This window comes from Pseudooceanicola sp. NS-SX8 (assembly GCF_057380755.1).
Map to the genome: position 1 here is coordinate 1,214,881 of NZ_CM170819.1, position 13,252 is coordinate 1,228,132.

Annotated in this window: 10 protein-coding genes; 5 read left to right on the forward strand and 5 right to left on the reverse strand. The window is 67.9% G+C overall.

The genetic code is table 11. The features are described from left to right. Nucleotides 1-66 precede the first annotated feature (66 nt). Together AC2IR1_RS05605 and AC2IR1_RS05610 are read left to right on the forward strand one after the other, a co-directional pair. Nucleotides 67-636: a MarR family winged helix-turn-helix transcriptional regulator gene (locus AC2IR1_RS05605; RefSeq protein ID WP_486475297.1), complete on the forward strand. Its 570-nt coding sequence runs from the start codon at nucleotides 67-69 to the stop codon at nucleotides 634-636. Beyond that, a complete protein-coding gene (locus AC2IR1_RS05610; protein WP_486475298.1) occupies nucleotides 633-2,561 on the forward strand; it encodes an FUSC family protein in 1,929 nt (642 codons plus the stop codon). Before AC2IR1_RS05605 ends, AC2IR1_RS05610 begins: the two co-directional genes overlap by 4 nt. Before the next feature lie 71 nt (nucleotides 2,562-2,632). Here the strand turns inward: AC2IR1_RS05610 and AC2IR1_RS05615 are convergent, their stop codons facing one another. Continuing rightward, nucleotides 2,633-3,439, reverse strand: a complete 807-nt coding sequence (locus tag AC2IR1_RS05615) for an AraC family transcriptional regulator (protein ID WP_486475299.1) — start codon at nucleotides 3,437-3,439, stop codon at nucleotides 2,633-2,635. 83 nt (nucleotides 3,440-3,522) lie between these two features. Here AC2IR1_RS05615 and AC2IR1_RS05620 point away from each other — a divergent pair, with 83 nt between their 5' ends. Then, on the forward strand, nucleotides 3,523-4,899 hold the full coding sequence (locus tag AC2IR1_RS05620) for an SLC13 family permease (RefSeq protein ID WP_486475300.1): 1,377 nt from the start codon (nucleotides 3,523-3,525) through the stop codon (nucleotides 4,897-4,899). A gap of 20 nt (nucleotides 4,900-4,919) precedes the next feature. On the opposite strand, the gene AC2IR1_RS05625 is transcribed toward AC2IR1_RS05620, so the two are convergent. From AC2IR1_RS05625 to AC2IR1_RS05640, 4 genes are all read right to left on the reverse strand, one after another. Continuing rightward, the gene (locus AC2IR1_RS05625; RefSeq protein WP_486475301.1) at nucleotides 4,920-6,428 is read right to left on the reverse strand and encodes an alkaline phosphatase D family protein; all 1,509 of its coding nucleotides are present in this window, start codon (nucleotides 6,426-6,428) and stop codon (nucleotides 4,920-4,922) included. A 422-nt stretch (nucleotides 6,429-6,850) separates the two neighbouring features. Beyond that, complete coding sequence (locus AC2IR1_RS05630; protein WP_486475302.1) at nucleotides 6,851-8,116, reverse strand: ABC transporter permease subunit; 1,266 nt, start codon at nucleotides 8,114-8,116, stop codon at nucleotides 6,851-6,853. Then, a complete protein-coding gene (locus tag AC2IR1_RS05635; protein ID WP_486475303.1) occupies nucleotides 8,113-8,919 on the reverse strand; it encodes an ABC transporter ATP-binding protein in 807 nt (268 codons plus the stop codon). The genes AC2IR1_RS05630 and AC2IR1_RS05635 overlap by 4 nt, the downstream gene beginning before the upstream one ends. Nucleotides 8,920-9,001: 82 nt before the next feature. Further along, nucleotides 9,002-10,000, reverse strand: a complete 999-nt coding sequence (locus tag AC2IR1_RS05640) for a taurine ABC transporter substrate-binding protein (RefSeq protein WP_486475304.1) — start codon at nucleotides 9,998-10,000, stop codon at nucleotides 9,002-9,004. Between the two features lie 245 nt (nucleotides 10,001-10,245). On the opposite strand from AC2IR1_RS05640, the gene AC2IR1_RS05645 reads away from it, so the two are divergent. After that, nucleotides 10,246-11,625: an aminotransferase family protein gene (locus AC2IR1_RS05645; RefSeq protein ID WP_486475305.1), complete on the forward strand. Its 1,380-nt coding sequence runs from the start codon at nucleotides 10,246-10,248 to the stop codon at nucleotides 11,623-11,625. A 54-nt stretch (nucleotides 11,626-11,679) separates the two neighbouring features. Beyond that, complete coding sequence (gene pdxR, locus AC2IR1_RS05650; RefSeq protein ID WP_486475306.1) at nucleotides 11,680-13,152, forward strand: MocR-like pyridoxine biosynthesis transcription factor PdxR; 1,473 nt, start codon at nucleotides 11,680-11,682, stop codon at nucleotides 13,150-13,152. Nucleotides 13,153-13,252 lie beyond the last annotated feature (100 nt).

The following is a 13,252-nucleotide window of genomic DNA, read 5'->3' on the forward strand; positions in this document are numbered from 1 at the left end:
ACCCGGCTGCGGATTTGTCGCGGCTGAATTGTTTGAACTACAAATGATTGCAGTTACAAGCGGCCCATGTCCGCCGATACCCCGATTCCGCCCCGCACCCCTGCCTCCGCCTCGCCCGACAGCCGTCCGGCCCGGCGGCGCTTCGGCTTCCTCTTCGTCCACCTGGCGCGGAACTGGCGCCGCGCGGTGGAGGTGCAGCTGGCCCGCGACGGGCTGACCGATGCCACCTGGACCCCGCTCGTCCACCTCGACGAATGGGGTGACGACATTCCCCAGACCGAACTGGCCCGGCGCATCGGCGTCGACACCTCCACCCTGGTGCGGCTGCTCGACATCCTCGAAGGGCGCGGCTTCATTGCCCGCCAGGCCGATCCGAAGGACCGCCGCACCCGCCGCATCGTGCTGACCGAAGAGGGCCGGGCACAGCTGGCCCGCATCCGCGCCGCCATCGGCGTGCTCGAAGATCGTCTGCTGGCCGATCTCTCCGACGCCCGCCTCGAAGAGCTCTGCACCGAAACGCAGCTGATCGCGGCCCGGGTGGATGCCGAACTGGCAGACCCCAAACCCGATCCAGCGCCCAACCCCGATTCTGGCAGCATCCCCGCAACCGACAGCCCGGACACCGACCGCCCATGACCGCTTTCCTCACCCGCATGGGCTTTGACGCGCCGCGCCTCGCCTATGCTTTCCGCACTGCCCTTGCCGTCTGCCTGGGCTTCTTCCTGGCCTGGGCCCTGGGGCTGGAACACCCGCAATGGGCGGGGATGACCGTTTGGGCCGCCTCCCAGCCGCTGCGCGGCCAGGTGGTGGAAAAGAGCCTCTTCCGCGTCCTGGGCACCATCGCCGGGACCGTCGCGGGGGTGCTGCTGGTCCTGGCCTCCACCATCCACCCGGCCTGGCTGGTGATCGGCCTCGCATGCTGGGTGGGGCTCTGCACCTGGGGCGGCACGCTGCAACGGGGTTTCCTGTCCTATGGCACGGTGCTGGCGGGCTATACCGCCGCCATGGTCTCCCTGCTGGACAGCGCCCACCCGGATGCGGTCTTTGCCCTCGGGCTCGACCGGATGGCGACCATCCTGACCGGGGTGGTGGTGGCCACCGCCGTGGGTCTTCTCTTTGCCCCGCCCGCCGATACCACCGCCCTGCGCCACAGGCTCTGCGTGCTTCTGGCCGACCTGCTGGATCACCTGGGCCGGCAGGCGACCGCATCGGATCCCCGTGATCCGGCCCCCCGGGACCTGCGCTCTCAGGGCCTGGCGCCCCGCGCCCCCGATGCCGGGACCACGGGCCTGCTGACCCGCCTGGCCGAAATGGATGACAGCCTGGATCCCCACGGCGCCGGCCGCCTGCGGGCGCGCCAAAGGGTCCGGGCCGCGCGCAGCCTGCTGCTTTCTGCCATGTCGCTGCTCTTTGCCCGCGGGCTGCCGGTCAGCGCCGTGCCCGCGCTGACCGCCGCCGTCGCCGCCCTGCGCGATGACCGGCCCGCGATGGCCGCGGATGCGCTCGACGCCGCGACCCTGCCGGACGGGGCAGAGGTCACGCCCCACCTTGCCGCCTTCGCCACGGCCCTGCGCCGCTGGGTCGATGCCGACGGCGCCGCGCCACAGCCGGGGGCGGAAACCGCCTTCCCGGTGATCCTGCACCGCGACCGGGCGGGCGCCATGCAGGCGGGGCTGCGCGCCTTCACCGCGCTGATCCTGGCGGGCGCGCTCTGGCTCGGCACGGGGTTCAGCCAGGGGGCCTTCCTGCTTCTGGGGCTCTCGGTGATGACCTCGCTCTTCTCCGGCTGGGAAAACCCGGCGGGGCAGATGCGCTGGGTCTTCATCGGCCAGATCCTGGGCGTGCTGGGGGCCATCGGCGTGCGCTGGCTGGCCTGGCCGCTGGCCGGGAATGAACTGCAGATGATCCTGCTCACCATGCCCTTCATCCTGGTCGGTCCCTTCCTGGTGGGCCACCGCCGCACCGTCGCCGTCAGCTTCGACTACAACATGGTCATGTTGCTGCTGCTGCAGCCGCACCTGCCGCTGACCGGCACCTTCGCGCAGTCGGTGATCATGGGGATCGCGGTGGTCATCGCGCCGCTGGCGGCCATGCTCGCCTACCGCTGGATCTACCCTGTGTCGCGCCGGCGCCGGATGGATGCGGTCACCCTGGCCATGCTCTCCGACATCGCGGACCTGGCCGCCGATCCCGCCCGGATGGAAGATCCCCGGATTTGGCGCGCGCGCAGCTACCACCGCATCCTGCGGCTGGTGCGCCTGGCCGGGCCCGCAGCGCCGCTGGATGCCCGCGCCGCCCGCGTGGGCGAGGCGATGCTGGAACTGGGCCAGGCCGTCGCGCGCTGCCACGCGCTGCGCGCCGATTGCACCACCGATGCGGCGACCCGGACCGCGGCGGGCACCGTGCTCGACAGCTGTCGTGACCTGGGGCGCGATCCGCAGCGCGTGGGTCAGGCGCTCAGCCAGCTGTCGCAGCAGCTGACCGGCGAAGGCGCGGCGCTCATGGCCCATGCCAGCGCGGCGCTTGCGGCGGCCCTGCCGGATCACCGCCTCAAGGCCTGAACCGCCTGTTGCCAGATCGGGGCCAGTCCCGGGGCCAGTCTCGGGGCCAGCCCTGGGGCCCGCCCCCGCCCTCAGCCGCCCCGCAGGACCTGCCCCGGGGCGGCGCCCATGGCGCGCCGGAAGGCGGCGATGAAGGCGGATGCACTGCCGTAGCCAAGCGCCACCGCCACCTGGGAACTGCTTTCGCCGCGTTCCAGCCGTTCCATCGCCAGCAGCATCCGCTGCCGGGTGCGCCATTGCCGGAAGGTCAGGCCGGTTTCGGCCGGGAACAGCCGCGCCAGGGTCCGTTCGGTGCTGCCGGCACCCGCTGCCAGCTCCGGCAGGCCGCGCGGATCGGCGGGATGGCTGTTCAGGTGCCGGGTCAGGCGCCGCAGCCGCGCATCCCGCCCGCCGGGCAGGCCCAGGTCGCTGACCCGCAGCCGCGCGACCTCGTCCACCATCGCCAGGCCCAGGCGCTGCCAGGGGGGCAGGGGGGATCCCTGCGGCCCCAGCTCCGCCAGCCGCGCCGCCATTTCCCGCAACAGCGCCGTGCCCTGCAGCACCGCGCAGTGGCCCTCGGGCCGGGCTAGGGCGGCGATGCCCGGATCCATGTGGATGTTGCAGGTCTCCATCTCCGTCTCCCCGCCGACGGCATGCTGCAGGTCGCCGGGGATCCAGGCGGCATGGCCGGGCGGCACGATCCAGGTGTCGGCGCCCGCGTCGATCCGCATCACCCCCGACAGGATCAGGATCAGCTGCGCACGCGGGTGGGCGTGGGGCGCCACCCCGTGCCCGGCCGGAATGACCCGCCGATGCGCCGTCACCGGCCGCGCCGGATCGCGCAGCTCCCCCGCGCGGCCCCGGGTCAGGATTGGCTGAAACTCTACATCCTTTGACATGATGTATTGATAGCGCGACCCTGCGCCGCCGTCTACAACGGGACAGGGCGGCACAGGCGCCCGGCACAACGGGAGCACTGGCGATGCAATGGATGAAACGGGGCCTCGTGGCCCTCGCGATCGTGGCGGGCCTCACCCTGGCCCTGGTGACCCCCGCGGGCATGACCGCGCTGCAGTCGCGCACCCTGGGGCTGGTGCTGGTCACCCTGTCGCTCTGGGGGACGGGGGTGGTGCCCGGCTACCTTGCCTCGCTCTTCTTCCTGACCACCGTCGTTATCTCCCGCGTGGCCCCGCCGGAGCTCGCCTTCTCCGGCTTCACCTCCCAGGCGATGTGGCTGATCATCGCCGGTTTCGTGATCGGAGAGGCAATCCGCAGTTCCGGCCTGGGTGGGCGGCTTGCGCTGGTGCTGGCGCCGCACCTGGGGCGGGGCTACGCCGCGCTGCTCTACGGGCTCATGGCGCTTGGCATGGGGCTGGGCTTTCTCATGCCCTCCTCGCTGGGGCGCGCGGTGGTGCTGATGCCGGTCGGGCTGGCCCTGGCGGACCGGATGGGGTTCGCGCGCGGCTCCAACGGGCGCATCGGCATCGCGCTGACCGTGGCCTTCGGCACCCACATGCCCAGCTTCGCCATCCTGCCCTCCAACATCCCCAACGTGGTGCTGGCGGGGCTGGCCGATCACCTCTACGACGTGAAACTGGGCTACGGCAGCTACCTGGCGCTGCAATACCCGGTGCTGGGGGTGCTGAAGTCGCTGGTCACCGTCTGGCTGATCGGGCGTTTCTTCCCCGCCCGGGTCGATCCGGACGCCGCCCCTGCGACGGACACCGCCCCGGGCAGCGCCGGGCGACAGCTCTGGCTCATGGCGGTGCTGCTGCTCACCCTGTGCTTCTGGATCACCGACAGCCTGCACGGCATTCCGGCGGCCTGGATCGGCATGGCGACCTCCGTCGTGCTGATGCTGCCGGTGGTGGGCTTCCTGCAGGGGCCTGCCTTCCGCAACGCGGTCGATTTCGGCATGCTGATGTTCGTGGCCGGGGCCATGGGGCTGGGCGCCGTTGTCAACCAGACCGGCCTGGGCGGGCTGATCGCCCATGCCCTGGCCGGGGCCCTGCCGCTGGCCCCGGGGCAGGATTTCGCCAATTTCGCCTCCCTCGTGGGGCTGGCCACCGCCACCAGCCTCTTCACCACGATCATCGGCAGCCCCGCCGTGCTCTCCCCGCTCGCGCAGGAGCTGTCGCAGCTCACCGGCCTGCCGCTGGAAACCGTGCTGATGACCCAGGTGGTCGGTTTCTCCACCATCCTGCTGCCCTACCAGTCCGGGCCGCTGCTGGTTGCCATGGGGCTCTCGGGCGAAGGCACCCGGCCACTGCTGCGCATCACGCTGTCGCTGGCGCTGATCACCCTGCTGGTGCTGGTGCCGATCGACTACCTCTGGTGGGGGCTGCTCGGCCGGTTCTAGGTCCCGGCTCTGGGCGCGGCTCAGATCCGGTTGACCCCGGGCACCCCGTCCACCACGGCAAAGCTCTGCGCCACCCGCGTCGTGGCCCGGGGGTCGGTCCGGTCGCTGACCGCCAGGAAATCCACCTGCGCCGCCTTCGGCCCCAGCTCCACCATGGCATAGCCATGCTGCCGGCCATCGGCGAACTTCAGATGCGGGTTCTCCGCCAGGGCGGTGGCGATCGCCGCCTCGCTCGGCCCGTGGGAGGTGACGGAACCGCAGACGAACTCGGTCGCCAGCGTGGCACTCTCCGGCCGGGCGAAATCGCGCTTCACGTCGGCGGCGTAGAAGGCATGCAGATCGCCGCCGATCACCAGCGGATTGCGCAGCCCGGCCGCCTGCACGCTGTCCAGCAGCCGCGCCCGCGATCCGCGATAGCCATCCCAGGTGTCACCGCTGAACCGCTCGCCCGGCCCGGCCTCCAGATCCCGCTCCGACACCAGGGTCTGCTGCGCCACCACGGTCCACTGCGCGTCAGAGCCCTTCAGCGTGGCATCCAGCCAGCGCTCCTGCTCGGCCCCCAGGATGCTGTCGCCCTGCCGGTACTGCCGGTCATCCAGCAGCGCGATGTCCAGCAGCCCGCCGAACCGATGCCGGCCATAGATCCGGAAGGCCGCGAAATCCCCGCCCGCGTGGGGCGGCACCGGCATGTGCTCGTACCAGGCCTGGTAGGCCGCCCGCCGCATGGCAAGGACCCCCGCGCGCCCGCTGATCCCGGGGGCGCTTTCTCCGCCGTAGTTGTCGCTCACCTCGTGATCGTCCCAGATCACCAGCCAGGGGGCGGCGGCATGGGCCGCCTGCAGATCCGCGTCGGACTTGTAGAGCGCATAGCGCTCCCGGAATTCCCGCAGGGTGCTGGGCGCGCCGGTGCCATGGGCGCGCACCTTCCCCGTGCCCCAGCTCTTCTCGTAGATGTAGTCGCCCAGGTGCACCACCAGGTCCGGGGCGCGCGCGGCCATGTCGCGGAAGGCGGCGTAATAGCCCTGCTCGTACTGCTGGCAGGACGCGAAGGCGAAACGCATCGGCGCGCTCTCCCCCGGCGCCGAGGCGGTCCGGGTGCGGCCCACCGGGCTCACCGCATCGCCCGCGCGGAAGCGGTAGAAGTACCACCGCCCGGGCCGCAGGCCCGTGACGGCCACATGCACCGAATGGGCAAACCCCGCCTCGGCCCGCGCCACGCCGGACCGCAGGATGCGGCGAAACCCCTCGTCCTCGGCCAGCTCCCATGCCACTTCCACCGGGCCCGGCTCGGCCACCTCCGCCGGGGCGAAGCTGAAGGGATCGACCTTCGCCTCCGGGAACAGCAGCCGCGTCCACAGCACGACCCCTTCCGGCGTGGGGCAGCCCGAGGCCACGCCCAATCCGAAGGGATCCTCCTCGAAGACCCGCGCCCCCGCCAGCCGGGGGCAGAGGGCCGCCGCCGCCAACCCTCCCGCCAGCACTCCGCGCCGCGAGATCGTCAGGGCAGGGCGGGGCAGGATCAGGCTCATGGGGCTCTCCGATGGCAACACATCCGCCCCGCTTACCCGCCCGCGATGACACTTCGGTAACGCCGTAGGGTGGATGCAATCCACCACTGCCCCCACGCCCCGCTGCACCCCAACCACCTCCCCCCCACCCACACCGCACTCTCCCCCGGCGCACCGTCCCCCTCCCCCCATTTTCTGGCCCCAAATATCCCCGCCGGAGGCATGGCCCGCCAGGGCCATCCCCCGCGCCGCGCCCTCCGGAATGCACCTCCGTGATACCGACGCGATACCGACGTAATACCGACGTTTTGTTCGGGCCTTTTCAGACACTTCGAAAAACAACCGGGACCTGTGATCATCCCCCCTTTCCGCAGATGAAAAGGGCCCGCCGAAGCGGGCCCCCAGGGTCATGTTCACCGATGTCGCTCGCCTGGCGGGCGGGGTCAGATCCGCCCCTTCCAGGGCACCAGGTAGTTCTCCGCCATCCGCATCAGGATATCGATCAGGTAGCCGATGATCCCGATCAGGATGATCCCCATCAGCACGATATCGGTCAGCTGGAACTTCGACGCCGCGATGATCATCATGCCTGCGCCCTTCTGCGCCGCGACCAGTTCCGCGGCGACGACGGTGCCCCAGCAGACGCCCATGGCGACCCGCGCCCCGGTGAAGATCTCGGGCAGGGAGTTGGGCATGATCACATGCCACAGAACCTGCCGTTTCGACGCCCCGAGGGAGTAGGCCGCATGCACCTTGGTGATGTTCACCCCCGACACGCCCGCGCGGGCGGCGATGGTCATAACCCACAGTGCTGCAAGGAAAAGAAGGACGATCTTGCCGGTTTCCCAGATGCCGAACCAGATGATCACCAGCGGGATCAGGGCCAGCGGCGGGACCGGTCGCATGAACTCGACGATGGGATCGAACCAGCCGCGGAACCAGCCCGACAGGCCCATGGCATAGCCCAGCGGAATGCCCACGAGGGAGCCCAGGAAGAAGCCGGCCAGCACCCGCATGAGGGAGGAGCCGAGGTGCTCCCACAGGGTGAAGTTCTGGTAGCCTTCGGTCGCGATTTCCTTGAACCGCTTCACCACGTCCTCGGGCGGGGGCATCCAGATGGGTTCCATCTGCAGACCCTTGAGGGGCTGGAAGTTCAGCGATCCCTTGGGGGTCATGGTAACCTCGCCGTCGGCGACCTTCACGGTCTCGCCCGGGGCGATCGGCTGGCCGTCGACAGCCACGACCGTCAGGTCCTCGCCCTCGTCGTTTCTGGTGGTCTTGATCAGCGTCGACCGCCAGGCGCCCACAGTGTCTACATCGTTGAGAGCAAAGCCATTTCCGGGATCGACCTCGGGTTCTTCGGGGTCCTCTCCGACGGGGTGGACCCGCACGGTGACGGTGGCATCATCGGTCGCCCCGCTGGCATCCTGGGCGGTGTAGGTGAAGGTCGCATCGCCCACGAAGGGCCCCGGCACGTGGAAGGGCACCCATTTCGATCCGGTGAAGGCCCCCCAGATCAGGAAGATCACGAGGACAGAGATGAAGGAGGCCGCCCGGTCGGGCCTGATGGCGCTTTCGTCCCCGAAGGTCACCGTCTTGAGAGAGGTGAAGTCCCGGTTAGGGCGGCCCAGCCACTTGGCCAGGCGCACGATGAAATAGCCCAGTGTAAACAGGGCGATATAGGCGGCAAGTACGATGAGACCGGTCATGCTGCGCTCTCCGAACGGCCCATGATTTCCTCTTCCATTTCCCAGATCATCGACAGGATCTCGTCCCGGGTTTCCTGGAAACCCTCGCTCTTCTTCACCTGGCGCAGGTCGGCGTTGACCCCGCGTTCGGCGAAGGGCAGGCGGTATTCCTTGTGGATCCGGCCCGGGCGCGGTGCCATCACGATCAGCCGCTCGCCCAGCAGCAGCGCTTCCTCCACCGAGTGGGTGATCAGGATCACGGTCTTGCCGGTCTCCTTCCACAGCTTCAGAACAAGGCCCTGCATCTTCTCCCGCGTCAGCGCATCCAGGGCGCCAAGCGGTTCATCCATAAGGATAACATCCGGTTCATTGGCCAGGCAGCGCGCCAGGGCGACCCGCTGCTGCATGCCGCCCGACAGCTCGTAAACGGCCTTTTCCTTGAAGTCCTGCAGGCCCACGATCTCCAGCAGGTGATCGGTGATGGCGGCCCGCTCCTTGGCGGGCATCCCCTTCATCTTGGGGCCGAATTCGACGTTCTTGCGCACCGACATCCATTCGAACAGGGCGCCCTTCTGGAACACCATGCCGCGTTCCGGGCCGGGGCCGTTCACGTCGTGGCCGTTCATCCGCACCTTGCCCGAGGTCTGCGCCAGAAAGCCCGCGCAGATGTTCAGCAGCGTGGTCTTGCCGCAGCCCGACGGCCCCAGGACGGAGACCATCTCCCCCGACTTGATCTCCAGCGACACGTTTTTCAGTGCCTGCACGCTCGACCCGTTCGGCAGGTCGAAACGCATCGAAATATCTTCGATATGCAGCCCATCCATGGCAGATACCGTCCCCCGTTCTCTGGTTGTTGTTGATTTTGTTGGGTGGAGAGCGCCGCAGCCGGCGCCCTCCCGGTCGTGATCATTCCGCGGCGACGGCTTCCAGGAAGCTGGTGTCGACGGTGTCTTCATAGCTGTCGAGGGACTCGGGGATGGACCCCGCATCCTTGAACACCTGGGCCACGCCGAGCATGAAGCTCTGGATCCCGCCACCCATCCACTTGGAGGAAAGCTGTTCCTCGACCGTGGGGAATTCGAAGGTGGCCAGGGTTTCCGCGGTGGCGTCTTCGTCCATGCCGGCGTCCTTGGCGATGACGGGCAGCATTTCATCCGTATGCTCGCCCGAGGCCCACATGGCGTTGGCTTCGGCGGTGACGGCCAGGAACTTGGTCAGGACGTCGCCGTATTCGGCAGCGTAGTCGGCGGTGGTGGAGGTCACGTCGAAGACGAGGATGCCCAGGTCTTCCTTTTCCTTGCCGGTCAGCAGGACGTTGCCGTGTTCCTTCATGCGGCGCAGCGCACCGCCCCAGCCGCAAACCATGTCGAGCGAGCCCTGCGCAAAGGCCGCAGCGCCGTCGGCGGGTGCCATGTCGACGATGTCCATCGTGGTGATGTCGACGCCGAAGTGCTCCATCTGCTTGAGGAAACCGTAGTGGGCGGAGGTGCCGATCGGCACGCCGACCTTCTTGCCTTCCAGTTCCTTGGCGCTGTCCTTGTCGATCTCCAGCGCCTCGGCCACGACGCAGTTGTCGTTCTCGGCGTAGGACACGGCGATGTCGGCGGCGACCAGGCTCTGCCCGGCGGAGGTGGCGACGACGAAGGGCGGAACGCCCTGGCTGACGGAGATCTGCACGTCGCCCGATGCCATCGCGGCGGACATCGCGGTGCCGGCGTCGAAGGAGACCCAATTCACCTTCATGCCGAGCGCATCATCGTACATCCCGGTGGCCTTGGCGTATTCGAAGGGCATGGGCCATTCGAGGAAGTAGCCCACCGTGATTTCTTCCTGCGCGAAGGCCGCGTTGGCGGACAGCATCGCCCCCAGGAAGGCCGCCCCGGACAGAAGTTTGGTTCGTTTCATGTTTGCATCTCCATGTTGCAGCGATCTCCGGCCTTGTTTCGAGCGCTCCGACAGGTGGTCGCATTCGGCCGGTGGTATCCAGATCAGGGTTACGATCAGGCCTTCGGGAGACAACGACCCAGGGCAACTGGATTCATCGCAACCCTGCGTCTGGCTCTATTGGGCGGCCAAAATCCGTGCATTTCATTTGGGCAGATCCTCCCCCGCCGCGTCGCAGCATCTGTCTGCGACAGAAGGAAACCACCATGACGTTTGACCATACCCCTTCCGATTTCGACGCCGCCGTTGCGGCCGACCGTGCCCATGTCTGGCACCACCTGACGCAACACAAGGCCTATGAGTCCAGCGATCCCCGGGTCCTGGTGAAGGGGCGCGGCATGCGCGTCTGGGACGCGACCGGGCAGGAGTACCTGGATGGCGTTTCCGGAGGGGTCTGGACGGTAAATGTCGGCTACGGTCGCCTTTCCATCGCCGAGGCGGTGAAGGATGCGCTGTCGGAAATGCACTTCTTCGCCCAGACCTCCGGATCCGTCCCCGGCGCGGCCTTTGCCGAGAGGTTGCTTTCGAAGATGCCCGGCATGTCCCGCGTCTACTACGGAAATTCCGGCACCGAGGTGAACGAGAAAGCCTGGAAGATGGTCCGCCAGATCGCCGTCAAACGCCATGGTGGGCGCAAGACCAAGATCCTCTTCCGGGAACGGGATTACCACGGGGCCTCCATCTCTGCCCTGTCTGCCTGCGGGCAGAGCCAGCGGGTCAGGGACTACGGCCCCTTCACGCCCGGTTTCGTCGAGGTGCCACATTGCCTCGAATACCGGAAGCAGTGGGACGTGGAGAACTACGGCGAACGTGCCGCCGACGCGATCGAAGAGGTCATCCTGCGCGAGGGGCCCGATACGGTGGGTGCGCTTTGCCTGGAACCGATCACCGCAGGCGGGGGCGTCATCGTGCCGCCGCGGGGCTACTGGCAGCGGGTGCAGGAGATCTGCCGCAAGTACGACGTCCTGCTGCACATAGATGAGGTCGTCTGTGGCCTGGGGCGTACCGGGGAATGGTTCGGCTACCAGAACTACGGGGTGAAGCCCGATTTCGTGACGATGGCAAAGGGCGTGGCCTCCGGCTACGCGGCGATTGCCTGCCTCGTGACCACCGAAGAGGTCTTCGACATCTTCAAGGAAGCCCCCGAGGACGAGATGAGCCATTTTCGCGATATTTCGACCTACGCCGGATGCACGGCTGGCCCGGCCGCGGCGCTGGAAAACATGCGCATCATCGAAGACGAGGGGCTGTTGCAGAACACCCGGGCCATGGGCGCGCGGCTGATGGGCAACCTGCAGGCCCTGGCGGAGCGGCATCCGGTCATCGGTGAGGTGCGGGGCAAGGGGCTGTTTTGCGGGGTGGAACTGGTGTCGGACCATGCCACACGGGCGCCGCTGGCGGAGGCGAAGGTTCAGCGTGTCATCGCTGAATGTCATGCCCGGGGTGTCATGATCGGATCCACGGCGCGGGCACTTCCGGGGTACAACAACACCCTGTGCATCGCGCCCGCGCTGATTGCCGGGGAGGCCGAGATCGACCAGATCACCGAGACCCTGGATGACGCACTGGCGGCTGTCCCAGGGTGAGGGTTTCGCGCCGGGGCGGGAGGGCATAGTCTTCCCGCGAACCCCGGAGCAGTGATGGCGATCCCGACCGAGACCCTCTTCCTTGATCCTGACAGTGACCGGACCCTGCAGCAGCAGATCCAGCAACTGGTGGCCGACAGCGTGCTTTCGGGACGTTTCCAGGCGGGGGAGAAGATGCCCTCCACCAGGGCCTTCGCCAAGCATCTGAAGGTTGCGCGGATCACCGTGTCGCTGGCCTATAACGAGCTGGTGGCGAACGGTTTCCTGGTGTCGCGGGACCGTTCCGGCTATTTCGTGGCCGATACCGCGCCGCGGCTGCCGCAATTCTCTGCGCCCGTGGTGGAACCGGGGCAGGGGGTCGACTGGGGCGAGGCGATCGCCAATCCCTACCAGCCGCCGTCGGAACTGGTGCGTCCGTCGGACTGGCGCAGCTACCATTTCCCCTTCATCTACGGGCAAAGCGACGCGCGGCTGTTCGACCATCAGAACTGGCGCCTTTGCGCGATCAACGCGCTTGGGCGCAAGGACTTCGAATCCCTCACCACGGACTACTACGAACGGGACGATCCGGTGCTGATCGAATTCCTGCGCCGACAGCTTCTGCCCCGGCGCGGGATCAATGCGCAGCCGCAGGAAATCCTGCTGACCATGGGGGCACAGAATGCGCTCTGGATCGTGGTGCAGCTGCTGCTGTCTGCCGACCGGACGGCGGTGATGGAAAACCCGGGCTACGCCGGTCTGCGTGATCTCTTGCGTCAGTCCCGCTGCGCGACCCGCTTCGTCGACGTGGACGAAGGCGGCCTGCCCCCCGAAGACGTGCCCGAAGGGGCCGATGTCGTCTTCACCACGGCCAGCCACCATTGCCCGACCAACGTGACGATGCCGCAGCATCGCCGCCGTGACCTGCTCAGCCGGGCGCGGGACGAGAAATTCCTGATCGTCGAAGACGACTACGAGTTCGAGTTGCCTTCCCTGCGCGCGCCCACCCCGGCCCTGAAGGCGCAGGACCGGAACGGATCGGTGATCTACATCGGCTCCTTCTCCAAGACGCTCTTCCCCGGACTGCGCATGGGCTACCTGGTCGCGCCGGAGCCCTTCATTCGCCAGGCCCGCTCCCTTCGGGCCTACATCATGCGTCACCCGCCCGGCCATGTGCAGCGCACGATGGCCTATTTCCTGTCCCTGGGGCATTTCGATGCCCAGCTGGCCCGGATGGGGGATGCGTTCAGCCGCCGGCGTTCCGTCATGGAAAAGGCGATAGAGGACAACGGCCTGGAACTGGCGCGGCCGGGTCTGACCGGGGGCTCCTCCTTCTGGCTGAAGGCGCCGGCCCATGTCAGCACCTCGGACCTGGCGCTGCGCCTGCGGGAGGATTCGGTGCTGATCGAACCCGGGCAGGCCTTCTTCAAGTCATCGGAGCTGAACCAGGGGTTCTACCGTCTGGCCTATTCCTCCATCGCGACCAATCGGATCGCCCAGGGGGTCGAGCTCATCGCGCGGGCGATCGAAGAGCTTGGTCACCGCTGACAGCCTGAATTTCGACGGATCGAGTGGCGTTTTCCGGGCAGCCATCCTGTGTCCGGCAGTAAAAATGAAAAAATACTTGAAAATTTCACACCGATGAAAT

Coding starts and splice junctions, on each gene's coding strand:
- AC2IR1_RS05640 (WP_486475304.1), bottom strand. CDS start 10,000: ATGAAACGAACCAAACTTCTGTCCGGGGCGGCCTTCCTGGGGGCGATG.
- AC2IR1_RS05625 (WP_486475301.1), bottom strand. CDS start 6,428: ATGAGCCTGATCCTGCCCCGCCCTGCCCTGACGATCTCGCGGCGCGGA.
- AC2IR1_RS05645 (WP_486475305.1), top strand. CDS start 10,246: ATGACGTTTGACCATACCCCTTCCGATTTCGACGCCGCCGTTGCGGCC.
- AC2IR1_RS05620 (WP_486475300.1), top strand. CDS start 3,523: ATGCAATGGATGAAACGGGGCCTCGTGGCCCTCGCGATCGTGGCGGGC.
- AC2IR1_RS05635 (WP_486475303.1), bottom strand. CDS start 8,919: ATGGATGGGCTGCATATCGAAGATATTTCGATGCGTTTCGACCTGCCG.
- pdxR (WP_486475306.1), top strand. CDS start 11,680: ATGGCGATCCCGACCGAGACCCTCTTCCTTGATCCTGACAGTGACCGG.
- AC2IR1_RS05610 (WP_486475298.1), top strand. CDS start 633: ATGACCGCTTTCCTCACCCGCATGGGCTTTGACGCGCCGCGCCTCGCC.
- AC2IR1_RS05605 (WP_486475297.1), top strand. CDS start 67: ATGTCCGCCGATACCCCGATTCCGCCCCGCACCCCTGCCTCCGCCTCG.
- AC2IR1_RS05615 (WP_486475299.1), bottom strand. CDS start 3,439: ATGTCAAAGGATGTAGAGTTTCAGCCAATCCTGACCCGGGGCCGCGCG.
- AC2IR1_RS05630 (WP_486475302.1), bottom strand. CDS start 8,116: ATGACCGGTCTCATCGTACTTGCCGCCTATATCGCCCTGTTTACACTG.